Raw genomic sequence first — 24,655 nt, forward strand, 5'->3', positions numbered from 1 at the left:
CCGCTAGAGATCGAGAACGAGGGCGCCGGATTTGGCGCGGGAGACGCAGATCATGATGTTTCGCGCCTTCTCCTGCTCGGAGAGAGCAAGATCACGATGATCCGGCTCGCCTGAAACCAATCGCGTCTTGCAGGTGCCGCAAGTCCCGCTTTCGCAGGAGCTGGGCAGCGTCTTTCCCGCCTCGCGCAACACCTCGAGGATCGACTTGTCGACGGGAATCTCGAAAATCTCGCCACTCTTGGCCAGCTCGACGGTGAACGGCGTGTTGTCTTCCGGCTTCGCCTTGGCCGCACCGAAATCCTCGAAATGGACGGCAGCCGAGGACCAGTGGCCGGTCATGTCCCGCACCGCCTCCATCAGGCCCCGCGGGCCGCAGCAATAAAGATGGGCACCCTTCGGGTCTTCGAGGACCGGCCACAGGTCAAACGCCTTGTCGGGATCGCCATTGTCGTGGTGGATGACGACCTTGCCCCGGAACTCCGGCCCGGAGAACTCCTCCCGGAAGGCCATCATCGCCGGTGTGCGCGTGAAATAATACAGCTTGAAGGGCTTGCCCCGCGTCGCCATCAGATGGCGGATCATCGAGCGGATCGGCGTGATTCCAATACCGCCTGCAATGAAAATGTAGCTCGACGGGCCGTCCTTCAGCGAGAAATCGTTGCGCGGCGCCGAGATCAGGATCTCGTCGCCGACATTGGTCTGATCGATCAGACTGACGGACCCGCCCCGGCCGCCATGTTCCTTCTTGACGGCGATGACATAGCCCTCGGCTTCGTCTGGACCGTTGCAGAGCGAGTATTTCCGCGTCTCGCCGTTCGGCACTTTCACCGCCAAGTGAGCCCCGGGCGTATAGGGCTCTATCGTGCTCTCATCCAGCGGCCGGAGATCGAACATGACGATGTCTTCGGCGACCGCCTCCTTCCCTACGATCCTGGCCTTCAACCACTGCTGCTGATCGCTCATCCAAACCTCCGCGCGCCGCCGTCTCGACAAGCGTTTGAATTCCGAATAATGTGAGACTTAGATACCTAAGTATTTTGCGGCTGACTAGCCCGGCCGTCAATGATGGAGCGAAAGCGATGCTGACCCACGAAGAGAACGAGTTGCTCTGCCGCGTGGAAGGCGAGGCCCCGATGGGGCAATTCATGCGGCGTCATTGGGTGCCCGCGCTGCTGTCGGAGCAACTCATCGAAAGCGACGGCGCGCCTGTCCGCGTGCGCCTGTTCGGCGAGGATCTCGTTGCCTTCCGCGATACCGACGGACGGATCGGGGTGCTCGGCGAGTATTGCCCGCATCGCAAGGCTTCGCTGTTCTTCGGCCGCAACGAGGAGTGTGGCCTTCGCTGCCTGTATCACGGCTGGAAGTTCGACGTGGACGGCAAGGTCCTCGAAATGGTGTCGGAGCCGGCCGAAAGCGGCTTCGCCGAAAAGGTGCAGCACAAGGCCTATCCGACCCAAGAGGCGGGGGGCTTCATTTGGGTCTACATGGGCCCCAAGGACCAAATGCCGGACTTCGAGGCTCCGCCGTGGGCGCCCACGCCCGAGGCCAAAGTCTCGATCGTCAAGATCGATCTCCCCTGCAACTGGGCGCAGATCATGGAAGGGCAGATCGACTCGGCTCATTCCTCGAGCCTGCATTCCTCCGACATGAAGCCCGCTCGCGTGACGACCGCCGGCGCGACCGCGACGCATTGGACGCGTCCGTCGACCGACAAGAACCCACGCATTCAGGTCCAGCTGACCAATTACGGCTTTCGCTATGCCGCGCTTCGCCGGCCGCTCAGCAATGCGCAGACCCACGACTATGTGAGGCTCACCGTGTTCGTTGCGCCTTTCGCCGCGCTGATTCCCCCCAACTCCTCCTATAACGTCGCGACGGTGATCGTGCCGAAGGACGACGTGTCGAGCTATTTCCATTTCATCGCATGGGGCAATGACGACTGCATCGATCAGGAAAGCTGGCGGAAGTTCTGCGTAGCGCAGGTCGGCATCGATCTCGACAAGGCCTACAAGCCGGTGCTGCGCAAGCGGGAGAACAGCTACCTGCAGGACCGCAAGGCGATGAAGCTGGGAGATTTCACCGGCGTGCCCGGAATTCCCAACCAGGACATCATGATGTGGGAGTCGATGGGCCCGATCGCCGACCGGACCAGCGAGCGCCTCGGCGCGAGCGACATCGCGATCGTGCAGTTCCGCCGTGTGATGATCGATGCAGCGCGGAAGCACGCCGCCGGCGCTTCCCCGCTCGGCCTCGTCGAGCCGCATATCCCGCAAGCGAAGCTGCGTTCCTATCAGGGCATCGTCCCCAAGAGCGACGACTGGCGCAGGCTTGGCGCCTCTAATGAGGAGATCGCGCTGCTCGACGGCATGGAGCAGGACGAGACCGAGGCGGAAATGGCGGCTGCGAGCAGTTGAACTCGATAGCGGCCCGACCGATCATATCGGCTTGGGTGCCCAAGGCATAAAGTCTTGGAAGCGCCGGCGGCGCTGCGCCAAACTGGGCTTGGAGGGCCAGAGCAAGAGCCCTGGAAACGCATCGGGGTCTTCTTATGCTCGACAAGCCAGCTCCGGTCGGCCGCGGCCTCTACTACGGGGGTGAATGGCGCCATCCGATATCGGGGCGCTACGCCGCAACATCCAATCCGGGCCTCGACGAGCCGATCGCCGAGGTCGCGGAGGCTGGTGTCAGCGACGTCGATGCCGCGGTCAAGGCCGCACGACAGGCCTTTCTCTCATGGCGCGGCGTTGCCCCGCTTGAAAGGGCCCGTCTGCTGAAGGAAGTCGCTGCCGTCGTCCGGGCCAATGCGCGCGAACTCGCAGCGCTCGACGCAGCCAATTGCGGCAACCCGGTTCGGGAAATGTTGGGCGATGCCACGATCGCCGCTGCGCAGCTCGACTATTTCGCGGGTCTCGTGACCGAGATGAAGGGCGAAACCATTCCGATGGGACCGGACGTCATCAACATGACGCTCCGTCAGCCCCTGGGCGTCGTCGCGCGCATCCTCGCCTTCAATCATCCCTTCATGTTCTGCGCTGGCAAGATCGCCGCCCCGCTGGCAGCGGGGAACGCGGTCATCGTCAAGCCGCCCGAGCAGGCGCCGCTCTCCTCGCTGCGCCTGGCCGAACTCGTACAGGATATCCTCCCGAGGGGCGTCTTCAGCGTTCTGCCCGGTGGGCGCGAGGCCGGCGCGGCCCTCGCCTCCCACCCCGGTGTGGACAAGATCGCGATCATCGGCAGCGTTGGCGCCGGTCGTGCCGTGATGAAGGCGGCCAGCGACACCATCAAGCCGGTTCTGCTGGAACTCGGCGGCAAGAACGCATTGATCGCGTTCCCCGACGCCGCCCCCGCGACCGTGGCTTCGGCCATGATCGGCGGAATGAACTTCACTTGGTGCGGCCAGTCCTGTGGATCGACAAGCCGCGCGTTCATCCACAGGGACATCTACGAGGATGTGCTGTCCAGGCTGCCTTCGCTCGCCGGGCATTATGTCCCGGGCCTGCCCACGGACGACCGGACCACCATGGGCGCCATCATCAGCCGGCAGCAGCATGAGCGAGTCCTGGAATACATCGCCTCGGCCAAGGAACAGGGAGCACGGCTTGTGACCGGTGGTGCGGCGCCCGGTAATCCAGCGCTTGCAAAGGGATTCTACGTCGAGCCAACCATCTTCGCCGATGTCACGCCGGCGATGCGGATTGCGCGCGAGGAGATTTTTGGACCTGTCCTCGCAGTCCTCCCCTGGGATGACGAGACGACGATGCTTAGCCAGGTCAACGAGGTCGAATATGGCCTGACCTGCTCCATCTGGACGAACGACCTGCGCAAGGCCCATCGTACGGCGCTTGCCGTCGAGGCCGGGTTCGTCTGGGTGAACGAGGTCTCTAAGCACTTTATCGGTGCGCCCTTCGGCGGCTGGAAACAGTCCGGGCTGGGCCGCGAGGAATGCCTGGGCGAGCTCCTTGCATTCACCCAGGAGAAGAACGTCCATGTGAGCCTCCGCGGCGGCTGACCGGCGCCGCGCGGCATCCAATGACATGCGAGACGGCTGCGTTGTGGCCCTCGGGCGGCCCGATGCCGACCAGACAAACAAAGGATACACGATGAGCACTCCGATCGACGGCATCGACACGCCGGTCGCGTCGCAAGACAATGGCATTTGGGGCAGCGACGCCATTGCCTCGATGCTGCGGCTGCTGGACATTCCTTATCTCGCGCTCAATCCCGGCTCGAGCTTCCGCGGGCTGCATGACAGCCTGGTCAACCACCTGGGCAACCAGGAGCCGCAGATGCTGCTCTGCCTGCATGAGGAGCATGCGGTCGCGCTGGCGCACGGCTACGCCAAGGTCACCGAGCGACCCATGGGAGTGGTGCTGCACAGCAATGTCGGGCTCATGCACGGCACGATGGCGATCTACAACGCCTGGTGCGACCGCGTGCCGATGCTGATCCTCGGCGCGACGGGTCCCGTCGATGCCGCCGAGCGCCGCCCCTGGATCGACTGGCTGCACACCGCCAAGGACCAGGCCGCGATGATCCGCCCCTATATCAAGTGGGACGATCAGCCGGTATCCGTCCCAGCTGCGCTGGAAGCTCTTGTGCGGGCGAACAACATCACCCGGGCCGCACCCGCGGCGCCGACCTATGTCTGCATCGATGTCTCGATGCAGGAGCGCCGCCTGGAGCAGATGCCGGAGCTGCCCGATCCCAAACGCTTCGCCCTCCCCTTCCCCGGTATCCCGGCGGCCCAGGACATCAAAGCCGCCGCGACGCTTCTGAAGAACGCAGAGCGACCCATGCTTCTCATCGGCAGGGTTTCGCGCAGCACCCGCGATTGGGCGCGTCGCGTGGCCCTTGCGGAGGCGCTGAATGCATCGGTACTCACGGATATCAAGGTGGGCGCAGCCTTCCCCACCGATCACAGGCTGCATTGCGCCAAGCCCGGGCATTTCCTCGACGAGGCCGGCGCGAAGCGGATCGCGGACGCCGACGTCATCCTGGCGCTCGACTGGGTCGATCTCGCCGGCACCCTAAAGCAGGGCGGCTGTTCGGTCGCGACCAAGATCATCAACATCCAACTCGACCATCAGCTTCACAACGGCTGGAGCATGGACCACCAGGCGCTGCCGCCCGCCGACCTGCATTTCAGCAGCGATCCCAACGCGGCGCTCCATCTGCTCGCCGACGAACTCGGCGTCGGTCCCGGTTCCGAACCGGCCGACATGGCGGCATTGCCGGCATTCGACCTCCCCGGCGAATCGCGCGAGCTCGACATCGTCTTGCTCGCAGCGGCTATGGGCACGGTGCTGCGCGATGAAGTCGTGTCGCTTGTCCGGCTGCCTCTCGGCTGGGCCGGTGAAAGCTGGCATTTCCGCCATCCGCTCGACTATCTCGGCACCGATGGCGGCGCCGGCATCGGGTCGGGGCCCGGCATGCTGGCCGGCGCAGCGCTCGCGCTCGCCGGCACGGGCCGGTTGCCTGTAGCTGTTCTGGGCGACGGCGATACGATGATGGGCGTTTCGGCGTTCTGGACCGCCGCGCACTACAAGCTGCCTTTCCTGGCCATCGTCGCCAATAATCGCTCCTTCTACAATGACGAGATCCATCAGGAACGCGTCGCGCGCACGCGCGATCGGCCTGTGGAGAACAAGTGGATCGGGCAGCGTATCGGAGATCCCGACATCGACATCGCCGCGATGGCCAGGGCCCAGGGACTTATCGGGATCGGGCCAGTCTCGACCACCGACGCGTTGATCGATGCGATCAGGAAAGGCGTGGAGGCCGCTCGCAACGGTGCGTCGGTCGTTATCGATGCACGGGTGAAGCCGGGCTATAACCCGGCCATGGCGGCAGGAATGACCCGCGAAGGAACCGGAAAAGTCGGCGACTAACCCGCCGACACCAAAGCGGACCGCGCTTTCCCATACGGCCGGCGCGGGCCGCCCTGCGACTGAGCAGGCGCAAGGCCTTAGTCGATGTCGCTGTGTCTGCCCACAGAAGGCGTATCCGCCAGATTTCGCTGCACCTGCGCCAGGAAGTTGATCAAGCGAGCCCTTTCTTCGCCGCTCATTCCGGTTGTCGCACGCTCGATGACTTCGTTGGCGCAGGGTATCAGTTTGGACTGCAGCGAGCGGCCACGTTCGGTCAGCCTGACGCAGAGCTTCCGCCGATCATGCGGATCCCGCTCACGGGTCACGAGACCAGACCGCTCCATTATCGCCAGCGCGGACAGCGTCGTCGGCTCCATTGTTCCGATGCGCTGGGAAAGCTCTCGCTGGGTCAGGCCGTCCTCCTGCCAGAGAGCCCGCAAGAAATACCACATGCCCAGCGTGACACCATGCGGCTCGATCTGCGATTGCAGATAGCGCTGCACGGCTCTGTTGGCCATCCGGAGCTGATAGCCGACGCTTCCCTCGAGCGGGAGATCATAGCTCTGCTCGGCGGGCGGGGCAGGGTCCTTTGAGCTTGTTTCGGGCATTTCACTCCGTTCTTTCGAGCGGACCTTAACGCTCATTGGACGTCGGAGCACGGCATTTTGTTGCCGTTTCGACCGCTATGCAAATGTTTGGAAGACAAAGCGATATAGTATTGGACCACGATGAAGGGGCACCCTAGCGTCGCCTACAAGCGGGCAACCTTCGAGAACGACCTCGCTGGAGGAGATGAATGCCTGCCATCAATCCATTCAAGGCCGCATGGGCCTATCGCCCCCGTACGCAGACGCGTGACAGGATGCACGGGCGCAACTCATGAGCGGCAACGATCTGGAGAACGAAAGGCACATGCAGGGGGCGAACGCCAAACTGCGTCTTGCGAGCGAAACGATCGACGAGATCGATGTCGTCATCAAGGACGTTTCGATGCACTTCGACACGCGCGAAGGAACTGTGACTGCTGTCGACGGCATGTCGTTTGAGATCAAGCGCGGCGAATTCGTTTCGATCATCGGCCCGTCAGGCTGCGGCAAGTCAACGGTCTTCAACATCATGGGCGGCCTGGTAGGCGGCTATGAAGGAACCGTGACCGTCGGCGGCGAGAACGTTTCGGGCCCGCATCCGTCCATCGGTATGGTATTCCAAGAAGAATCGACCTTCCCCTGGCGGACGGTCATCGACAACGTTGCCTTTCCGCTCGAGGTGAAAGGTGTGGGCAAGGAAGAACGCCACGCGACGGCCCGCAAATTCATCGATATGGTCGGCCTTTCTGGCTTCGAGCAGCGCTACCCTTCAGAACTTTCGGGCGGCATGCGCCAGCGCGTCGCGCTAGCTCGGACTCTGGTGTTCGAGCCCAAGATTCTGCTGATGGACGAGCCTTTCGCGGCACTCGACGAACAGACCCGTGTGCTGCTGGGCGACAAAGTCCTGAAGATCCAGCAGGATCTTCAGCAAACGACGCTGCTCATTACCCACAACATCACCGAAGCCGTACAGCTCTCCGACAGGGTGCTGATCATGACGTTCCGTCCCGGCAAGGTGAAGCGGATCGTCGACATCCGCCTGCCGCGCCCACGCAGCAGCGATGTCGTCGGCAGCGATGCGTTCGGCCGATATGTGGCGGAGATCTGGAACGATCTCCGAGAAGAGGCGTCGCGCGGAATGGCCGATGCCGAGGAATCTGCCCGCAGGAGAAAAGCCTGACGATGCGGATCCTCGCTTTTCCTCCCATCATATTCGGGCTGGCCACCGTTGCGGCTGTGCTGTGCGGTGTCGAACTATTGCTCTATGTCGGGCTGCTCAACCAGTTCGTGATCCCGTTCCCCTCCGCCGTGATCGGCAGCTTCGGCCGCCTGTTCAGCGAGGAGCAGATGGCTCATCGGCTGTTCGTGACTGGATCCGAGGCAGTCGCGGCAAGCCTGCTCGTCATTATCGTGGGTGTCGGCTTCGGAATCTTTTTGCACAAGAGACGCATTCTCAAACTTGCATTGGAACCCTGGATCGGAGCTGCTGCCGCAGCGCCGATTGTGCTCGCCTATCCCCTCTTCCTGGTGATCTTTGGACGAAGCTCCGCGACAATCATCGCGATGGGGTTCGTCGCCGGACTCGCGCCGGTGGTGCTCAAGACCATCGAGGGCTTTCAGGGTGTGAAGAAGACGTTCCTGAACGTTGGACGCACCTACAACCTGACTCCGTCGCAACTGTTCTGGAAGATCCAATTTCCGGCGTCGATACCGACGATCTTCACCGGAATTCGCTTGGGGTTGATCTTTACCTTGATCAATCTCATCGGCGTCGAGTTCCTGATCAACTTCGGCGGCCTTGGTCAACTCATCAACGACCTGGCTGAACGCTATGACCTGCCCGGCGTTTTCGCTACGATCATTTTCGTCATTCTCGTGAGTGTCGTCATATTCTCGGCCCTGGAATGGCTCGAGCGCTGGATGCGACCCGCACGCTGAATCCAGCTCCGCTGCCGCAGCCGCGCCGGCACAGGGCCGACGCCTTCCTGAGTGCGCCCGTCTGCGCCATACTCTGGCGCAACGGCGAACATCGACAGGAGGAAGCGATTAATCTTAGGCAGCTGCGCTACTTCGTGCGGATCGCGGAAGTCGGCAATATCACCCGGGCTGCCGAACAGCTCAACGTCGCACAGCCCGCGCTCGGTCTGCAGATCCGTCAGCTCGAGCAGGAGCTCAAGACGGAACTTCTGGTGCGCCACTCCCGCGGTGTCGAACTCACCGAGGCCGGCAGGCTTCTGCTCGATCGGGCCCGCCGTATCCTGCAGGATGTGGAGGAGCTCAAGCGCGAAATCATCGGCAATGTCAGCCCCGAGCAGGAGATGATGATCTTGGGCCTCACGCCCAGCATCATGCTGCAGATGGATCCCGACATACTGCTCAATGCCAAGCGGACGATGCCCACCGTATCGTTGAGCCTGGTCGAAGCGTTGAGTCGAGGCCTGACGACGGCCCTCGAACAGGGCGAGCTCAGCTACGCGCTCGCTTACGGCGTGGACGAAGACCGACCCGGGGTGAGCCGACGCCCGCTGCTGGTGGAGGAGCTGATCTTCGCTCGTCCGGCGACTGGAGAGCCTCTGCCCCCGACCCTCACTCTGCCGGACGCACTCTCTCATGACCTCGTGCAGGCCGGCGAGCGCGACATGGTTCAGCGGTTGCTGAGGGATGCCGCAGCCCGCTACTCGCTCGATCTCAGGATCGTCTACGAGGCGGAATCGATTCCGGCGATGCGCAGCCTCGTGGTCCGCGGAGCCGCCGCCAGCATGATGCCCTATGGCACCGCCAGTGAGGAGATCCGGGCCGGGAAGCTGGTGATGCAGCGCGTATCCGATATTCCGTTGACCCGAACCCTCTATCTGCTGAAGCCGTCGAATGCGGCGTCGTTCAGAAGCCAGGATCTCATCGATCACTTCATCGACGGGATCGTCCAGCGCCTGCTCGATTCCCTCGGCCCCCTGGCGCGGCGCGTGGGCATCTAAGAGCGCGATGTCCGCGCCTTTCCGGAGCGAAATCAAGTATATTTTGCGTCCTTCTCATATAATAAAATCGTCTTGAAGATTATCGCGCTATCCGGAAGCTTCGACGGGGCCGCTGCGGCGAACAGAACCTTACGGAGAGGTTGATCGCCTGCACGGCGCGCGTGACGACGGCGCGGCCAGGACGGACGCCAAACCGTCGAAGTCTCACTGGCATCTCGCAGAAGTCTTTGTCTGAGCCGCGCCCCGGACGCATCCTGCCTGAAATCTGGGCCGATGATGCCCGTCTCGGGAGGAAGATTTGTCGAAGCTGCGACTTTCCATCGCGATCGGAGATTACGACCGCAACAGACCACTGCTGGACGGCGAAGTTCAGATCGACGGCGTCGACCCCGTGTTCATGAAGCTTTTCCCGGAGGAGATCTTCTTCCGCGCATTCCGGCATGCCGAATTCGACGTCTGCGAGGCATCCTTGTCGAGCTTCGCGGTGAAGGTCGATCACGGAACCAATCCTTATGTAGGCGTCCCCGCCTTCGTGTCGCGCGCGTTCCGGCACTCCGAGATCTTCATCCGGACTGACCGCGGGATCGAGAAGCCGGAAGATCTGAAGGGGAAGCGCATCGGGTGCCCCGAGTACCAGCTTACGGCATGCGTCTGGATCCGCTCCATGCTCGAGGACGATTATGGCGTGCGGCCCACCGAGGTGACATGGGTCCGCGGTGGTATCGAACAGCCTGGGCGCGCGGAAAAGATCGCGGTGTCACTCCCCTCGGACATCCGGGTCGAGCAGGCACCCGCGGACCGATCCCTAAACCAGATGCTGGCCGACGGTGAGATTGACGGCTTTATCGGACCGAGGGCGCCCTCCGCCTTCGAAGCGGGGCACCCGAAGATCGCACGACTTTTTGCAACGCCTACGGCTGCAGCCTCCGACTACTATCGCCGCACAAACATCTTTCCGATCATGCATGTGATCGGTGCGCGACGCACGATCGTCGAAGACCAGCCATGGCTGCCGGCGGCTCTCCTGAAGGCGTTCGAGCAGTCGAAGCGGATTGCTCTCTCGCGGCTCACCGATACATCGGCCACGAAGGTCACGCTGCCATTCGTCGAGGAGCAGTTGCAATCGGCGAAGAAGCTGATGGGAAACGATTTTTGGTCCTATGGGGTCGAGGCAAACCGGCATGTGCTGGACGCGTTCCTAGGGGCGCATCATTCGCAAGGCCTTTCGTCGCGGCGCCTTGGCGTCGAGGATCTTTTTCCCGCTCCCACGTTGGAGGCCTTCAAAATCTAGCATTTCACGGCAAACGCAGCATCCAAAGAAATCTGCGACGACCATTAAAAATGAGGGAGAAACGATATGACCTTGAGTAAGCGAACTGTTCTGACCAGCGTATTTGCCGGTCTAATTGCATGCGCGACAGCTCCGGCAAGCGCGCAGGATCAGCTCAAGCTAGCGGTCGGCCAGCGCGGCAACTGGGACACCTCAGTCGCCGAAATCGGCACGCGGCTCGGCATCTTCAAGAAGCACAAGCTCGATCTCCAGATGCTGTATACCCAAGGTGGGGGCGAAACTCAGCAGGCGGTGCTGTCGAACAGCGTCGATATTGGTGTAGCCGGCGGCATCATGGGCGCTTTGTCGGCGTTTTCGAAGGGGGCCCCAATCCGCATCATCGGCGCCGAGACGACGGGGGGGCGGGACCTGTACTGGTACGTCAAATCCGATTCACCGGTTAAGACCCTTAAGGATTTCGACGGGCGCACGGTTGCCTATTCTACGAACGGGTCCTCGACTCACGGCGTCGTCAACGCCTTCGTCAAGGAAAACGGTCTGAAAGCGAAGCCGACTGCGACCGGGGGGCCGGCCCCCACCCTTACGCAGGTCATGTCGGGCCAAATCGACGTCGGCTGGGCGGCACCGCCCTTCGGACTCGAACAGTTGAGCAAGGGCGAGATCCGAGTCATCGCGACCGGAAACGACACCCAAGCATTCCGGGATCAAACCGTCCGTCTGCTGATCGCGAATACGGCGGTGCTCAAGTCCAAGAAGGAACAGCTCGATCGCTTCATGCTCGCCTACCGGGAAACCGTGGACGCCATGTATGCGAGCGACGAAGCCCTCAAGGTCTATGCCGATTTCGTCGGCGTGCCTCTCGAGATCGCCAAGCGTACCCGCGATGAATTCTTTCCGAAGAAGGCGCTCGATCCCGATCGCATCGTCGGGCTGGACACCATCGTGCCGGACGCTGTCACGCTGAAGTACACCGCGCAGCCGCTCACCAAGGAACAGCTCGGCGAACTGATCCAGATTCCGCCGCGCCGCTGAGACCCCAAGTGACGAGAGTCAGAGCCATGAACCAGGCCGCCGGATCCATGCCGTCTCGTACGACGCCGTGGAAACGTCCTTCGGAAGGGCAAGCAGTCATGCTGACGCGCATCGCCATTGTGCTGGCGATCGTGATCGGATGGGAGAGCCTAGCCCGCTCGGGCCTGCTGTATCGCGACGTGGTGCCGCCGCTGCCGCTTATCGGCCGAGAGTTGGCGATGCTGCTGATCGATCGCGGCTTTTACCACAACCTCGCGGTGACCTTCGGCGAGGTTGCACTGGCCGTCGCCATCGGCGGCGGCGCGGGAGTTCTTGTCGGCATTGTACTGGGACGCGACCGCTTCCTCAGTTCAGCATACGAGCCGCTGCTGCATTATCTGGGTCCGACGCCGAAGATCATCTTCTTCCCGATCATGATCATGTGGTTCGGCGTCGGCCCCGGTTCCAAGGTCGCGATGGGGGCCCTGTCTTGCTTCTTCCCGGTGGCTGTCAGCGTCGCCGCGTCCATGCGCGAGATCGATCGGGTCCTGATCCGTGTAGGGATGACCTTCAGACTCACCTCGGCCCAGATGCTGACCAAGATCTATATTCCGGCGATGCGACTGCCGGTGATCAACGGCATGCGCATTGGCCTCGGCGTCGCCATCGTGGGCACGTTGCTGGCAGAGACCAAGCTTGCAAACCAGGGGCTTGGCTACGCCGTCATCCAGACTTACACGACCTTCAACATGCCCCGCATGTACGCATTGCTGCTGATCGTTTTTCTCTTGGCAGTCGGTGTCAACTCCGTACTTGGCCGCTACACCGAAGTGCGGATGGCGAAGAAGCGCAGCGATGGCTGAACTCGACAGGGGCAAGCCGGCCGCTTTCGCGGCAATTCCCATCCCTCTGGCCTACGTCATCGCCGCGCTACCTCCGCTCTTCTGGGCGGGTAATTTCCTGATTGCGCGGATGATGCGCGACGACATCCCACCGATCCAGATGTCGTTCTGGCGCTGGGTGCTGGCGTTGGCGATCATGCTGCCCTTCGCATGGTCCTCGCTGCGGCTCGATCGTTCGCGGCTGCGGGAGGAATGGCTGTTCCTGGCACTGCTCGGCGCGATCGGTGTGACAGCGTTCAACTGCTTCATCTACACGGCGCTGCATCACACGACGGTCATCAATGCTGCCCTTGTGAATTCGCTTCTGCCTATCGTGACGATCATTCTGGCCTGGGTTCTCCTGGGCGAGCGGATCTTTCCGCTCCGGGCGCTCGGCATCACCGTCTCGCTTCTTGGTGCGGTGCTCGTGATCGCGCGCGGTAACCTTCTCGCTCTGGCCGATCTCGAAGTGGGTCGGGGCGATATCCTGGTCGTCCTCGGCATGAGCTTCTGGGCGCTGTACATGATTCTCGTCCGACGCCGGCCGCTCGGCCTGAAACCGCTCTCATTGCTCGGAGCGACGACCGTCTTCGGCATTGCCTTCCATTTGCCCTTCGTCCTAGTCGAGACAACAGCGAGCGGCATCTTTGTGCCGACGCTGCACAGCCTTCCGGCTCTGATCTATTTTGCGATTTTCCCGTCGATACTGGCGTATGTCTTCTGGAACCGCTCGATCGCGACGCTCGGCCCGGCAACGACCGGCATGTTCATGCACCTCTTGCCGATCTTCAGCGCCATTCTGGCAGCTGCGTTGCTCGGAGAGCGTCTCGCCTGGTACCATCTTTTCGCCTTCATCGTGATCGTGGGGGGCATATTGCTCGCAACGCGGCGCCCCTCCGCAGCACCTCAGCTAAATCACCAAAAGCGATAAGAGAGGCGCAAGATCTATGACGGCCCCGCAGCTGCGCTGGAGGGGCTGCTTTTCGCCAGCCGCGATACTCTTTGCAACGCGGGCCGCCGCCCGCTTCTGGCGCTGCCGTTCGGCCCCGATCATCGCCACGATCTGGCGCCGGCGCGAGACCAGATCGGCCAGAAGCTGTGTCGCTTCATCGGGCAGCGGCCGGATCGTAGGCTTCGTCGCCTCGACGAAATGGGCGATCACTGCGGCGTCGATCGGGTCCGTCTTGGCGCGCTTGCACAGCGCGTTTGGCGAAGGCACGCACCTGCGCCGGATTGAGCACGACGACAGGCAAGCCCGCACCAGCCACCCTGCCGCGACAACCGTTTCGAACCCGCCCGTCGCCTCGACCGCAATGGCGGCCGGGCCCAAGGGCCTGAGCCTCTCGATCAGAGCCGCAATCCCGTCCCCGTCGCGCCTGACGAAGAACGCCTCTCCACTCGGCCGGACAGCCACGTCCAGCCGGTCCTTCGACACATCGATTCCAACAATGACGGTGGCGTCCATCCTGTCCCATTCTTGCGCAAGCGGGCTTCGCGACGAGCGGCCCAAGCGACTGTTCGGGGTCGATGGATCGGCCGGCGAAGACCCCAGCTCACTCACGGGCTTGGTGTCCCTCAGGGCTGCCGGTCTCCTGCCTGCCACCGCAACCGCTGGTATCGCAGATGAGGCGAAATGAGAGTTACAAGGTCTTGAGAGAGCCAACCGATCACGCTTGGGCAGAAGTGACCGTGCTGCCGCTCGACGGCGTAATGATCGCGTCGGGCGTCGAGAGCCCACATGGCTCGGACGCCGTCCGAACCGCCGCCTTACCGCTCGGGGCGAGCCAATACTCGGGGTTGCCAATCACGGATAAACTGCATCAGGTTTGCCTGCATGTCGGTCATGCATTTGCCACGCCGATAGGCGAGAAAAACCGGTGCGACCATATGGATTTCAGGAGCCTCGACGACGCGCAGATCCCCCCGCTCCAAATCCCCGAGCACCGCGGACTCCTCGATGAACGCGACCCCGGCTCCGGCCATGACGGCTCGCTTGATGGCTTCGGGGTGGCCCAGTTCCAGAACGACATTCCGGTTGACCATGCCCTGCGCGTACAGCGCCTGGTCCTCAAGTTCGCGGCGGACGAGATTTCGCGGCGGGCCGACGAATGGCACCGCACTAAGCTGTGCAAGGGTGGCACGGTTTTCGATACGCTTGTCGTCCCGCGCTGCGATCAGCAGAAGTCTCTCTTCCCAGAGCGGCTCCATGACCAGACCGGTGAGGTCTTGCTTTGGGTCGAGCAGTAGGACCGAGAAGTCGCAAGCGCCAGTCCGCGCCGCCTCAGTGGCAACTTTCGTGTTGGCGATCTGGGTCTCGACGGAGACGTTCGGATGGCGCCCGACATAGACGGACAATAATTCGGTTAGCGCGTACGTGCCGGCTGTCATCGACGCACCGATCACAGCTACGCCTGTCGCTTCGTCGCTGAGCGTGCTGAGTTCGCGGGACATCTCGGACGTCCGCGTCAATATCTCCTCGGCCCAACGATGGAAGCGCACACCGGCCTCGCTCAGCGTCAGCGTCCGGCCCGTGCGCTGTACCAGGCGTACCCCCAGTTTCCGCTCGAGATCCCGGAGATGTGCGCTGACAGCCGGCTGAGCAACGCCCAAGAACTCCGCAGCCCGCGTTACGCCCCCTAACTCCACAACCTTCGCGAAGATTTCCAGCTTCTGGATCGTGAGTTGCGGAATGAGCGGCTTGAGTGGTCGCGGCGCCGGACGAAGCATGATTTCATCCATAACACAATTATTATCGAAAGAGGCAGTTATTGCTATTGGACTTATCCAAGGTCGTCAATGAAAGTCGTCGAATAAGCGATCCGCCAAGCGGGAGGCGAGTTCGAATACGAGAGGCGCGAGGCGGTCAGCCAGCACAGCGCCATCTCAAAAAGCCCGCAGACCAGGGAGATTACAACGTGCTCACAGCCTGCGATCCGTAGCTTTCCTGCGTGCCTGCTGTGCCGACATCTGGCCAGCCGCCACCGCAATCACCTCCTCCGTACAGGTCCCCAACCTGATGGCGCTCGATCGAGCGGCCCGTCCCGGCCGCGAGCAGTCGCGTGCCTGAGTGCCCTTCTGGAAAAGCTCATGCCTGCAAACGACTCTGCCAATCCCGGTAAAAATGTCTGCTTCGACATCACTGGACACGTCGTCATCGTAACCGGGGCGGGCCAAGGGATCGGCCGAGCCTTTGCAAAGGCCCTCGCGAAGGCCGGCGCGTTTCCGGTCATCGCCGAGATGAACTCAGCGCGCGCCGAGGCAGTGGCGTCGGAGATCCGTGAGGCCGGGCATGATGCACTGGCTATTGTCGCGGATGTATCCGACGCGGCATCCGTCGATGCAATGGTCGCGGACGTTATCAGCCGCAAGGGGCGGCTGGACATGCTGATCAACAACGCCGCGATCTTCTCCACTCTCGCCATGCGACCATTTGAAGAGATCGACCTGCAGGAGTGGGACGCGGTCATGCGCGTCAACGTGACGGGAAGCTTTCTCTGCGCGCGCGCCGTCTCAAAGATAATGAAGGAGGCAGGGCGTGGCAGAATCGTGAATATTTCGTCGTCTGCGGTGTCAATGGGACGGCCCAATTACCTCCATTACGTTACATCCAAGGCGGCGGTAATCGGCATGACGCGCGCCATGGCACGGGAGCTGGGCGCATACGGGATCACCGTCAACGCCATCATGCCGAGCGCGACTTTCACTGAGGTCGCCAGGGCGACAGTTACGCCCGAGCAGCGGGCAGCCATCGCGGCGTCCCAATGCATTCATCGGTCGCAAACACCCCAAGACCTCGTTGGCATGGCCCTCTTCCTCGCCTCGGATGCATCGGCCTTCGTGACCGGGCAGTCACTCGCGGTGGATGGCGGCGCAACCCACCGGTGAGACCCAGCGACGACCAGCCAGCACCAATCCTGGCTTTTTGAATTCGACCGCGCATTAGACGCGGAACAGGGGAGAAACAGAATGAATCATATCCGCAAGTATTGGATCGCCCTCATGGCTGCCTTGGCCCTCGGCGCGGGAGCGCCGACGGAGGGGCGAGCGCAGGCCCCGCTTCAAGTGACGGTCGTCCTGCCGCTCACGGGCAACGGCGCATTTCTCGGACAGGGGCAGCAGCGCACCCTGCAAGCCTTGCAGGCCAAGGTGAATCAGGAAGGGGGCATCGGCGGCGTTCCATTAGAGTTCGTTTTCCGGGACGACCAAACCAGTCCACAGGTCGCCGTGCAACTGACCAACGCCGCAATTGCCCAGCGTCCGGCCGTTCTGCTCGGCTCGTCGCTCGTGGCGATGTGCAACGCCATGTCGCCGCTCGTGAAGAACGGGCCGTTCACGTACTGCATGTCGCCAGCCATCCAGCCAGCCGCCGGCGGTTTTATGTACTCCTCGGGGACGTCGACCCATGAACTTCTCGCCGCCAATTTCCGTTATTTTCGGTCTCGTGGATGGGACCGCGTCGCGCTGATCTCCTCCACAGACGCAACGGGCCAGGATTTCCAAAACGGTGTGGCGGCGGCACTGAAGCTGCCAGAGAACGCAGGGTTCAGAATCGTCGAGAACGCGCGTTTCAACCAAACGGATGTCAGCGTCAGCGCCCAGATGGAGCGGATCCGAGCCGCCGATCCCCAAGTGCTGATAACCTGGACCACGGGTGGCCCGATAGCCACCGTCTTCAAGGGTATCGTCCAGGCCGGCCTGACCATCCCCGTGGTCACGACGAACGGCAACCAGATATTCGAGCAAATGGACCAGTACGCGGAGTTCCTGCCGAAGGAGCTTTACATCGCGACGATGCTGTTCCCGCCGCACGGCGACACTCCCTCGTACCAGCCGGAAGTGGAAGCAGCGCAAAAACGCTTCTACGCGGCCATGGACGCCGCGAAGATCGGCATCGACAGCCGGGCCGCGCTCGCCTGGGACCCCGCTAACCTTCTCGTCGAGGCCCTGCGCAAGCTCGGCCCGACAGCGACTGCCGCGCAGGTGAAGGCTTACATGGAAGGCTTGAAAGGCTGGGCCGGCATCAACGGCGTCTATGACTTCGAGAAATCTCCCGCGCGCGGATTAGACCTGTCCAACGCTGTCGTAACGCGATGGGATCCCACGATCCGTCGCTGGCGCGTCATGAGCCGCCCCGGCGGCGAAGCCCTGGCGCGCTGAGCAGAAGTCACACGCGGAATGAGCACGTTCCTTCAGATCCTGGTCGGCGGCCTGCTTCAGGGCGGAGTCTTCGCGATGATCGCGCTGGGCTTTTCGCTGGTCTATCGCGTGACTGGCGTGGTCAATCTGTCCCAGGGCGCGTTCTGCGTCCTGGGCGCGATGATCATGTCCTTCATGCAGTCGACGCTCGGCCTCCCATTGCCGGTGGCCCTTGCGAGCGCCGCTGGCGCGACGGTGCTCGTCACCACTGCGCTGGGAGCCTTCACGATCCTGCCGGCGATCTCCAAGCTCCCTCACACCAGCACCCTGATGCTGACGGCCGGCCTGCTGTTGTTCCTCGAAGGCGTAGTGTTGGTTATCTGGGGCAGCCAGCCCTACGCGATGCCGCCCTTCTCCGGAGAAGCTCCGCTCGTCGTAGCCGGCCTTCGAATCCCGTCACAGGGTCCCTGGATTCTTGCGGCATGCCTGCTCATAATCGCAGGCCTCTGGTATCTTTTGCAGCGAACCCATACCGGACGCGCTCTGCGCGCCTGTGCAGAGAACGACACAGCGGCTCGTCTGGTCGGCATCAATGTACCCCGGATGATGCTCCTCAGCATCGCGCTGGCCGCGCTCATCGGCGCGATCACGGGAGCGCTCATCGCGCCGATCGCCTCGATACAATTCGATACGGCAAGCTTCTACACAACGTTCGGCTTCATCGCGGTGGCGATCGGCGGTTTCGGCTCTCTGGTAGGCGCGGTCGTCGGGGGGCTGGTCCTCGGCGTCGTGACCCAGCTCGCCGCAGGATATCTCTCCGAGATCTTCTCCACCACCCTGGCCCTGGTCCTGCTCCTGGGAATACTCATTCTCCGGCCCGCCGGGATGTTCAGTATCGGACGGCCGCAGCGCGCCGACGTTCGGCAGGACAATCACGTGCACCGGTCGCTGGTCCGATTCGACGGCCGAGCCTCGATCACGATCGCTGTCGTTTTGCTATGCGCGCTTGCCATCGCCCCTGCCCTGCCATTGCCTCCGGGAACGGTGGAGAGTCTGGCCATCACGCTAATCGTTTTCATCGCCGTGCTCGGCCTGGACGTGCTGATGGGCTTCACCGGACAGGTCAGCCTCGGCCAATCGGGGTTCATGGCTATAGGCGGCTATGTCGCCGCGATCCTCGCCGTGACCTACGATGTGCCGCCGATCCTCGGCATCGTCATCGCGCTCTTGGTCTCGTCGATGATCGCCCTTTTGCTCGCGCTCGTCACGATGAAGCTTCGCAGCCATTATCTCGCGCTCGCAACCTTGGCCTTCAGTCTCCTCGTGGACTCGCTCGCGGTAGGGCTCGTTGAGACGACCGGCGGACCCTCCGGCCTTGTCGGTATCCCGAGCCTTGAGATTGCAGCGTTCGCGTTCGACACACCTTTGAGCAGGTACTATCTGGTGCTTTGCATCGTCGTCGCACTGGTCCTCGTGTTGGCGGGCGGCATGCGTTCGGCGTTCGGGCGAGCGCTCATGTCAGTGCGAGCCGACCAAGGAGCAGCTGCCGCACTTGGAATGCCCGTAGGGCGCCTCAAAGCCATCGCGATGGTGACCAGCGCCGCGCTTGGATCGCTCGCCGGAAGTCTCTACGCCTTCCATTTCCAGTTCCTCTCGCCCGAGATGGTCTCGACCGCGCGCTCGTTTCAACTCATCGCGATGCTGGTGATGGGGGGCGAGGCAACTTTGATCGGCGGGCTCCTCGGTACTGCGGTGCTCACCCTGCTGCCGGCCATGTTCCAGCCGTTGGCGACGTATCGCCTGCTGGCGGAAGGGGCGCTGCTCGTGTTGGCATTCAGATACCTTCCGGAGGGCATTTACGGGCGCCTCGTAATCGCGCTGGAGCGTCGCATCGCCAGACCCCGGTCTCAACGGGCGCCGGAATCCGCCGAGGTACGGGCATGACGAGGATCGCCCTTGAGGCCCTCCGCCTCAGCAAGAGCTTCGGTGGCGTTCAAGCCGTGCGGGAGGCCTCGTTCTCCGTGCCCGAAGGGTCGCTTTGCGCGCTCATCGGCCCCAATGGCGCGGGCAAGTCGAGCATCTTCAACCTGATCACGGCCGTCTATTCACCGAGTTCCGGGGAAGCGAAGCTTTTCGGTGAAAGCCTCTCGGTGCTGTCGCCGGCACGCATCGCCTCGCTCGGGCTCGTGCGAACGTTTCAGTCGGCGCGGGTGTTTCCGGGCATGGACTCCCGCCAGAACGTTCTAGCCGGGGCCTGGATGCATAGCGGATCGCCCGCGCTTGCGCAGTTCCTGTGGCTGCCATCGGCGCGCCGCGCCGAGCGTGAACTCGCGGCCCGCGCTGACGCACTGCTGGAGCTGGGCGGCCTGGCACCTTACCGGAATGTTGCCGCCACCGATCTTCCGATGGGGGCCCAGAAGACGCTGGAGGTTCTCCGCGCACTGATGGCACGCCCCAAGGTGCTCCTTCTCGACGAACCGGCGGCGGGTCTCAACGACACCGAGACAGCCGATCTTTGTGGCCTGCTCCTGGCGGTCCGTGCAACCGGAGTGACGGTTCTCATCGTCGAACACAACATGTCGCTCGTCATGAGTATCGCAGATCAGGTCGTGGTTCTCGACGCAGGCTTGGTCGTCGCCGACGGCAGCCCCTCAGATATCCGACGAAACCAGCGCGTGATCGAGGCCTATGTCGGCCGCAACGAGGAGGTCGCCCTTGCTTGAGGTTCGCGAGGTATCGGCAGGCTACGGCAGCGACGTGGTGCTTCATGAGTGCAGCCTGACGGTGGGTGCAGGCGAGGTCGTTGCCTTGATCGGCGCAAACGGGGCTGGCAAGTCGACCTTGGTGAAATCCATCTCGGGATTGCTGACGTTACGTCGCGGCGAAATTACGCTGGACGGGACCCGCGTCGATGGCCTGACACCGAGGGAGCGCCTGGAGCGCGGCATCGTCCATGTTCCCGAAGGACGCCAGGTCTTTGCCGGTCTATCTGTCGCGGAGAACCTCGCATTGGGCGCGCACGCGGTTCACGAGAGCCGCGATCGCGGCTTCGTGGAGCGCTGCATCGCGCAGAGCTGCGAGTATTTTCCCGCTCTGTTGGACCGCCTCGGCGAGCCCGCCGGCAACCTCTCAGGCGGGCAGCAGCAGATGCTCGCGATCGCGCGCGGTCTCATGAGCCGTCCGCGCTACCTGTTGCTCGACGAGCCTTCCCTCGGGCTTGCTCCGCTTCTCGTTTCCGAGACCTTCAGACTGATCGCCCGCCTCAGCCAATCCGGCATCAGCATCCTGCTCTCCGAACAGAACGCCCGGCAGAGCCTAGCCGTCTCGGATCGGGCGTACGTGCTGGAGTTGGGGCGGATCACGCTCGAAGGGCGGTCGAAAGCCATCCTCGACTCGGGCGACGTGTCGGAGAAATATCTCGGCGGCTCGGGGGCAGCCAACCGGAACCCGTCCCGGCAAGCCGCACTCGAAGCCAGCCTTCGAGCGATTCTCTGACAGACTGGACTTCATGATGGGAATCGATAGTTAGAGCCTGGTCACCGCGATGGACGGCGTCGGTTCCACGTCGCGGCAAGGCAGCGGTGACGGAGAAAGGGGATGCCGGAGCGTCACTGCGATGCCGCTACCGATATCGGAGGCCGTGTGACGTGAGTCGCGACGCGGCCTCGTTCCATGGCAATCCCTTGTGCGGCGCCTCGTGGCGGCGCGCGGGACGGGGGCGGGCCACGGCGAGGAGAATGACATGACCGATGACACGGCGCCCGCGACAATCCTTTCCGGCATCACCCCTTGCATATCCGACCTCGCGACGCTGGCTTCCCGCAAGACGGCGGTTCACCTCACCGGCTGCGATTTGCGGGAGGCCGACCTCTCGAGTCTAGACCTGTCACTGTGGAATTTCGAGCGCTGCGATCTCCATCGCGCCACGCTGAACGGAGCCATACTCGATCGCACGCGCTGGACATCCTGCGGCGCAGCTTTCGCTGATTTTGCCGGAGCCGACCTGAACGAGGCCGCTTTCAGCGCCTGCGACCTGAACAATGCCAATCTCCGTGGCGCCCTGCTGTCCTCGGCCACTTTCGTCGGATGCAAGCTGACCGGCGCGACACTGACCGAGACACGATCGCTAGACGTGAATTTTCGGGACACGCTACTGATCTATGCCAAGCTCCGGGGCATGTCGTTCCGCGGAATGCGCCTCGAGGGCGTGGATTTCTCACAGGCCGATCTCGGCGGTTGCGATTTTCGGGATGCGGTGTTCGAAAGCGGAAGTCTGCGCGAGGCCACACTGAAGAACGCGCGTTTTCAAGGCGCAGACCTGCGGGGCGCAGACCTCGGCGGTCTGAGGTTGTCAGACGCAGCGATCCTCAAGGGAGCGACGATCTCACGCGTCCAGGCAGGTCAGCTGCTGAGCGAGTTCGGGCTTTTCGTGCGGTGACTGGGCTGCGAGACGCCAAAGATGGCAATTCATGAAACCTGCTCAATGCCAGCCGGCCAAAAGCATCAGTTGCAGCAGACTCTGATCTCGCTGCTTGAACCGCCCCTAGATTCCTGGACGCCTTCTTCCCTAAATTTCAGGCAAGGAGGCCCCGATGGGCAAAGCGAACTTCACCGAGGACTTCAAGCGCGACGCGGTCCTTCAGGTCACTGAGCGAGGCTACCCGGTGGCCGAGGTCGCCGCTCGCCTGGGGATCAGCAAGTACTCGCTTTATGAGTGGAAGAAGCGATACGCAAAGCCGGCTGCGGCGACCCGCGATGACGATCAGGCCGCCGAGGTCCGCCGCCTGAAGCGCGAGTTGCAGCGGGTCACCGAGGAGCGCGATATCCTAAAAAAAGCGGCCGCGTACTTCGCCAAGGATGCAAGGTGAGGTACGCGTTCATCGTCGAGCATCGTCTGGTGTTTTCGATCCGCGCCATGTGCCGTTGCCTGTCGGTGCAGCCCAGCGGCTTCTATGCTTGGCTGAAGGATCCGCTCAGCCGGCGAGCGCGGGAAGACGAGAGGCAGACCAAACTCATCCGTGCGGCCTGGCGGGACAGCGGGAAGGTGTACGGCTACCGAAAGCTCCACTGTCCGCCGTCAGCGCTTTTGAGACAATTTGGGGGTTTTCGGGAAGGGAGGATTTCTGGATCATCGCAGCCATTCAGGAGCGCAGATGAGACAGAAATCGGGGCCGGAGTGCGGATTCCGATTCATTCCGGCCGGGTATTCCGATTTGAAGCCGGCCACCGTTCCGATCTGATGTCGGCCACCATTCCGATTTGAAGCCGGCCGGGGTTCCGATCAATCTCCGGCCGGTTTCCGGTGAGTTTGGCGTTTTCGTTTGGGTCAGTCCCTCGGGCATCAGGCCCCTCGCAATCGAGGGGAACCGGATGCCGGCCAAGAGAGAACTGACCATGCGACAGATACGACAGATGCTACGGCTTGCCCGAGACGGGGTCAGCGCTCGGGAGATCGGACGCACGCTCGGCGTGGCGGGCAGCACGATCCAGGACAACCTCAAGCGCGCCGTGACCGCCGGGCTTGCCTGGCCATTGGCCGGCGATCTGACGGACGCGGTCCTTGAGCAGCGCCTGTTCGCCCATGCCGGCGTGAAGAGTGGATTCCGCCGCCGCGTCGAGCCGGACTGGGCCTGCCTCGCCTGCGAGTTGAAGAGGCCCGGCGTCAATCTGATGGTGCTTTGGGAGGAGTACCGCGACGCTCACCCCGACGGCTACGGCTACAGCCGTTTCTGCGATCTGTTCCGGGAGTTCGAACGCCGGCTGTCGCCGACCATGCGCCAGGATCCCCCCGCCGGCGACAAGGTCTTCGTCGATTACTCCGGCAAGAAGCTCTCGATCGTCGATCGGACCACCGGTGTCGTGCGGGAGGCCGAGATCTTCGTCGCCGTGCTGGGCGCCTCGAACTACACCTATGCCGAGGCGACCTGGACGCAGACGCTGCCCGACTGGATCGAGGCCCATGTCCGGATGTTCCGCTTTCTCGGCGGCGTGCCGCGCCTCGTCGTGCCCGACAACCTGAAGTCCGGCGTCCAGAGAGCCTCGTTCTACGATCCCGAGATCAACCGCAGCTACGGGATGATGGCCGCCCATTACGGCGTCGGCATTCTTCCGGCCCGCCCGCGCAAGCCCCGCGACAAGGCGAAGGTCGAAGCTGGCGTGCGCTTTGCCCAGAGCTATATCCTTGGGCGGCTGCGCCGGCAGACCTTCTTCTCGCTGGCCGAGGCGAACGCCGCGATCGCCGCCATGGTTGAGCGCATCAACGCCCACGTCATGCGCAGGCTCGGCGTTAGCCGCCAGCATCTGTTCCAGACCGTCGAGCAGCCTGTGCTGGCGCTGCTACCGGACGCCGACTACCAGTTCGCGGAATGGCGCCTGGCGCGGGTCTCTCTCGATTATCATGTCGAGTTCGACGGCTTCTTCTACTCGGTACCCCATGGCCTGATCCGCGAGCAGGTCGATATCCGCGCCACGACCCGGACGATCGAGCTGTTCCACCGGGGTCAGCGCATCGCCGCACACCAGCGTCGTCATGGCGGGCGCCGGCATGGCACAGATCCCGATCACATGCCCAGGGCGCATCGGCGCTACGCCGAGTGGACACCAGAGCGCTTCCGGCGCTGGGGCGCCTCGATCGGCCCCAACACCGAGGGGCTTGTCATCGTCATCCTGGCCAACCGGCCCCATCCCGAGCAGGGCTTCCGCACCTGCCTGGGCATCCTGCGCCTGTTCAAGGATATCGCGCCCGAACGCGCCGAGATCGTTGCCGCCCGCGCCGTCGCCATCGGCGCGCTCACCTACAAGAGCATCAGCGCGATCATCGCCAACAGGACCGATCGCAAAACGCCGACGGACGACGTGGTCATCGACCACCCCAATCTCCGCGGCCCCGGCTACTTCCATTGAAGGA

Annotated in this window: 21 protein-coding genes and 1 pseudogene; 18 read left to right on the forward strand and 4 right to left on the reverse strand. The window is 62.9% G+C overall.

Translation table 11 applies throughout. The features are described from left to right. Positions 1-3: 3 nt before the first annotated feature. A complete protein-coding gene (locus ACFPN9_RS29845) occupies positions 4-963 on the reverse strand; it encodes a PDR/VanB family oxidoreductase (RefSeq protein ID WP_377818144.1) in 960 nt (319 codons plus the stop codon). Between the two features lie 116 nt (positions 964-1,079). Between ACFPN9_RS29845 and ACFPN9_RS29850 the strand changes: the two genes are divergently transcribed. From ACFPN9_RS29850 to ACFPN9_RS29860, 3 genes are all read left to right on the forward strand, one after another. Beyond that, on the forward strand, positions 1,080-2,414 hold the full coding sequence (locus ACFPN9_RS29850) for a Rieske 2Fe-2S domain-containing protein (RefSeq protein ID WP_377818145.1): 1,335 nt from the start codon (positions 1,080-1,082) through the stop codon (positions 2,412-2,414). 134 nt (positions 2,415-2,548) lie between these two features. Beyond that, positions 2,549-4,009, forward strand: coding sequence for an aldehyde dehydrogenase family protein (locus ACFPN9_RS29855; protein WP_377818146.1), 1,461 nt, complete (start codon positions 2,549-2,551; stop codon positions 4,007-4,009). Positions 4,010-4,100: 91 nt separating this feature from the next. Then, positions 4,101-5,888: a thiamine pyrophosphate-binding protein gene (locus ACFPN9_RS29860; RefSeq protein ID WP_377818147.1), complete on the forward strand. Its 1,788-nt coding sequence runs from the start codon at positions 4,101-4,103 to the stop codon at positions 5,886-5,888. A gap of 77 nt (positions 5,889-5,965) precedes the next feature. Here ACFPN9_RS29860 and ACFPN9_RS29865 read toward each other — a convergent pair whose 3' ends face one another. Further along, positions 5,966-6,511, reverse strand: coding sequence for a MarR family winged helix-turn-helix transcriptional regulator (locus ACFPN9_RS29865; protein WP_377818148.1), 546 nt, complete (start codon positions 6,509-6,511; stop codon positions 5,966-5,968). Between the two features lie 235 nt (positions 6,512-6,746). Here ACFPN9_RS29865 and ACFPN9_RS29870 point away from each other — a divergent pair, with 235 nt between their 5' ends. The 7 genes from ACFPN9_RS29870 to ACFPN9_RS29900 all read left to right on the forward strand — a co-directional run bounded on the left by ACFPN9_RS29870 (position 6,747) and on the right by ACFPN9_RS29900 (position 13,543). After that, a complete protein-coding gene (locus ACFPN9_RS29870; protein WP_377818149.1) occupies positions 6,747-7,634 on the forward strand; it encodes an ABC transporter ATP-binding protein in 888 nt (295 codons plus the stop codon). A 2-nt stretch (positions 7,635-7,636) separates the two neighbouring features. Next, on the forward strand, positions 7,637-8,392 hold the full coding sequence (locus tag ACFPN9_RS29875; RefSeq protein ID WP_377818150.1) for an ABC transporter permease: 756 nt from the start codon (positions 7,637-7,639) through the stop codon (positions 8,390-8,392). Then, on the forward strand, positions 8,359-9,429 hold the full coding sequence (locus ACFPN9_RS29880; protein ID WP_377818151.1) for a LysR family transcriptional regulator: 1,071 nt from the start codon (positions 8,359-8,361) through the stop codon (positions 9,427-9,429). The genes ACFPN9_RS29875 and ACFPN9_RS29880 overlap by 34 nt, the downstream gene beginning before the upstream one ends. 298 nt (positions 9,430-9,727) lie before the next feature. Continuing rightward, positions 9,728-10,720 (forward strand): ABC transporter substrate-binding protein, encoded by a 993-nt coding sequence (locus tag ACFPN9_RS29885; protein ID WP_377818152.1) that lies wholly within the window; start codon positions 9,728-9,730, stop codon positions 10,718-10,720. Positions 10,721-10,786: 66 nt separating this feature from the next. Then, positions 10,787-11,752: an ABC transporter substrate-binding protein gene (locus ACFPN9_RS29890; RefSeq protein ID WP_377818153.1), complete on the forward strand. Its 966-nt coding sequence runs from the start codon at positions 10,787-10,789 to the stop codon at positions 11,750-11,752. Positions 11,753-11,778: 26 nt separating this feature from the next. Continuing rightward, on the forward strand, positions 11,779-12,594 hold the full coding sequence (locus tag ACFPN9_RS29895) for an ABC transporter permease (protein ID WP_377818154.1): 816 nt from the start codon (positions 11,779-11,781) through the stop codon (positions 12,592-12,594). Beyond that, a complete protein-coding gene (locus ACFPN9_RS29900; RefSeq protein ID WP_377818155.1) occupies positions 12,587-13,543 on the forward strand; it encodes a DMT family transporter in 957 nt (318 codons plus the stop codon). Before ACFPN9_RS29895 ends, ACFPN9_RS29900 begins: the two co-directional genes overlap by 8 nt. On the opposite strand, the gene ACFPN9_RS29905 is transcribed toward ACFPN9_RS29900, so the two are convergent. Both ACFPN9_RS29905 and ACFPN9_RS29910 read right to left on the reverse strand, forming a co-directional pair. Next, positions 13,523-14,077 (reverse strand): IS110 family transposase, encoded by a 555-nt coding sequence (locus ACFPN9_RS29905; RefSeq protein WP_377818156.1) that lies wholly within the window; start codon positions 14,075-14,077, stop codon positions 13,523-13,525. The two genes, ACFPN9_RS29900 and ACFPN9_RS29905, sit on opposite strands and share 21 nt — an antisense overlap. Before the next feature lie 302 nt (positions 14,078-14,379). After that, on the reverse strand, positions 14,380-15,351 hold the full coding sequence (locus ACFPN9_RS29910; protein ID WP_377818157.1) for a LysR family transcriptional regulator: 972 nt from the start codon (positions 15,349-15,351) through the stop codon (positions 14,380-14,382). 348 nt (positions 15,352-15,699) lie between these two features. Here ACFPN9_RS29910 and ACFPN9_RS29915 point away from each other — a divergent pair, with 348 nt between their 5' ends. The 8 genes and pseudogenes from ACFPN9_RS29915 (at position 15,700) to istA (ending at position 24,651) form a co-directional block, all read left to right on the forward strand. After that, complete coding sequence (locus ACFPN9_RS29915) at positions 15,700-16,497, forward strand: SDR family NAD(P)-dependent oxidoreductase (protein ID WP_377818158.1); 798 nt, start codon at positions 15,700-15,702, stop codon at positions 16,495-16,497. A gap of 81 nt (positions 16,498-16,578) precedes the next feature. After that, positions 16,579-17,769, forward strand: a complete 1,191-nt coding sequence (locus ACFPN9_RS29920) for an ABC transporter substrate-binding protein (RefSeq protein ID WP_377818159.1) — start codon at positions 16,579-16,581, stop codon at positions 17,767-17,769. An 18-nt stretch (positions 17,770-17,787) separates the two neighbouring features. After that, entirely contained in the window at positions 17,788-19,692 is a 1,905-nt protein-coding gene (locus tag ACFPN9_RS29925; RefSeq protein ID WP_377818160.1) for an ABC transporter permease, read from the forward strand. Further along, positions 19,689-20,471 (forward strand): ABC transporter ATP-binding protein, encoded by a 783-nt coding sequence (locus ACFPN9_RS29930; RefSeq protein WP_377818161.1) that lies wholly within the window; start codon positions 19,689-19,691, stop codon positions 20,469-20,471. Before ACFPN9_RS29925 ends, ACFPN9_RS29930 begins: the two co-directional genes overlap by 4 nt. Next, positions 20,464-21,243, forward strand: a complete 780-nt coding sequence (locus ACFPN9_RS29935; RefSeq protein ID WP_377818162.1) for an ABC transporter ATP-binding protein — start codon at positions 20,464-20,466, stop codon at positions 21,241-21,243. The genes ACFPN9_RS29930 and ACFPN9_RS29935 overlap by 8 nt, the downstream gene beginning before the upstream one ends. A gap of 247 nt (positions 21,244-21,490) precedes the next feature. Continuing rightward, positions 21,491-22,186 (forward strand): pentapeptide repeat-containing protein, encoded by a 696-nt coding sequence (locus tag ACFPN9_RS29940; protein WP_377818163.1) that lies wholly within the window; start codon positions 21,491-21,493, stop codon positions 22,184-22,186. Between the two features lie 154 nt (positions 22,187-22,340). Continuing rightward, a pseudogene (locus ACFPN9_RS29945) lies at positions 22,341-22,816 on the forward strand (transposase); the annotation flags it as partial. A gap of 326 nt (positions 22,817-23,142) precedes the next feature. Next, positions 23,143-24,651, forward strand: coding sequence for an IS21 family transposase (istA, locus tag ACFPN9_RS29950; RefSeq protein WP_377818164.1), 1,509 nt, complete (start codon positions 23,143-23,145; stop codon positions 24,649-24,651). Positions 24,652-24,655 lie beyond the last annotated feature (4 nt).

The organism is Allobosea massiliensis (genome assembly GCF_042655245.1).
GTDB classification, from domain to species: domain Bacteria; phylum Pseudomonadota; class Alphaproteobacteria; order Rhizobiales; family Beijerinckiaceae; genus Allobosea; species Allobosea massiliensis.

What these genes read in the sequence shown, in the direction of transcription:
- ACFPN9_RS29930 (WP_377818161.1), top strand. Translation starts at nt 19,689, where the DNA reads ATGACGAGGATCGCCCTTGAGGCCCTCCGCCTCAGCAAGAGCTTCGGT.
- ACFPN9_RS29850 (WP_377818145.1), top strand. Translation starts at nt 1,080, where the DNA reads ATGCTGACCCACGAAGAGAACGAGTTGCTCTGCCGCGTGGAAGGCGAG.
- ACFPN9_RS29915 (WP_377818158.1), top strand. Translation starts at nt 15,700, where the DNA reads ATGCCTGCAAACGACTCTGCCAATCCCGGTAAAAATGTCTGCTTCGAC.
- ACFPN9_RS29870 (WP_377818149.1), top strand. Translation starts at nt 6,747, where the DNA reads ATGAGCGGCAACGATCTGGAGAACGAAAGGCACATGCAGGGGGCGAAC.
- ACFPN9_RS29925 (WP_377818160.1), top strand. Translation starts at nt 17,788, where the DNA reads ATGAGCACGTTCCTTCAGATCCTGGTCGGCGGCCTGCTTCAGGGCGGA.
- ACFPN9_RS29875 (WP_377818150.1), top strand. Translation starts at nt 7,637, where the DNA reads ATGCGGATCCTCGCTTTTCCTCCCATCATATTCGGGCTGGCCACCGTT.
- ACFPN9_RS29895 (WP_377818154.1), top strand. Translation starts at nt 11,779, where the DNA reads ATGAACCAGGCCGCCGGATCCATGCCGTCTCGTACGACGCCGTGGAAA.
- ACFPN9_RS29890 (WP_377818153.1), top strand. Translation starts at nt 10,787, where the DNA reads ATGACCTTGAGTAAGCGAACTGTTCTGACCAGCGTATTTGCCGGTCTA.
- ACFPN9_RS29845 (WP_377818144.1), bottom strand. Translation starts at nt 963, where the DNA reads ATGAGCGATCAGCAGCAGTGGTTGAAGGCCAGGATCGTAGGGAAGGAG.
- ACFPN9_RS29865 (WP_377818148.1), bottom strand. Translation starts at nt 6,511, where the DNA reads ATGAGCGTTAAGGTCCGCTCGAAAGAACGGAGTGAAATGCCCGAAACA.
- ACFPN9_RS29900 (WP_377818155.1), top strand. Translation starts at nt 12,587, where the DNA reads ATGGCTGAACTCGACAGGGGCAAGCCGGCCGCTTTCGCGGCAATTCCC.
- ACFPN9_RS29855 (WP_377818146.1), top strand. Translation starts at nt 2,549, where the DNA reads ATGCTCGACAAGCCAGCTCCGGTCGGCCGCGGCCTCTACTACGGGGGT.
- ACFPN9_RS29905 (WP_377818156.1), bottom strand. Translation starts at nt 14,077, where the DNA reads ATGGACGCCACCGTCATTGTTGGAATCGATGTGTCGAAGGACCGGCTG.
- ACFPN9_RS29860 (WP_377818147.1), top strand. Translation starts at nt 4,101, where the DNA reads ATGAGCACTCCGATCGACGGCATCGACACGCCGGTCGCGTCGCAAGAC.
- ACFPN9_RS29940 (WP_377818163.1), top strand. Translation starts at nt 21,491, where the DNA reads ATGACCGATGACACGGCGCCCGCGACAATCCTTTCCGGCATCACCCCT.
- istA (WP_377818164.1), top strand. Translation starts at nt 23,143, where the DNA reads ATGCGACAGATACGACAGATGCTACGGCTTGCCCGAGACGGGGTCAGC.
- ACFPN9_RS29920 (WP_377818159.1), top strand. Translation starts at nt 16,579, where the DNA reads ATGAATCATATCCGCAAGTATTGGATCGCCCTCATGGCTGCCTTGGCC.
- ACFPN9_RS29910 (WP_377818157.1), bottom strand. Translation starts at nt 15,351, where the DNA reads ATGGATGAAATCATGCTTCGTCCGGCGCCGCGACCACTCAAGCCGCTC.
- ACFPN9_RS29880 (WP_377818151.1), top strand. Translation starts at nt 8,359, where the DNA reads ATGGCTCGAGCGCTGGATGCGACCCGCACGCTGAATCCAGCTCCGCTG.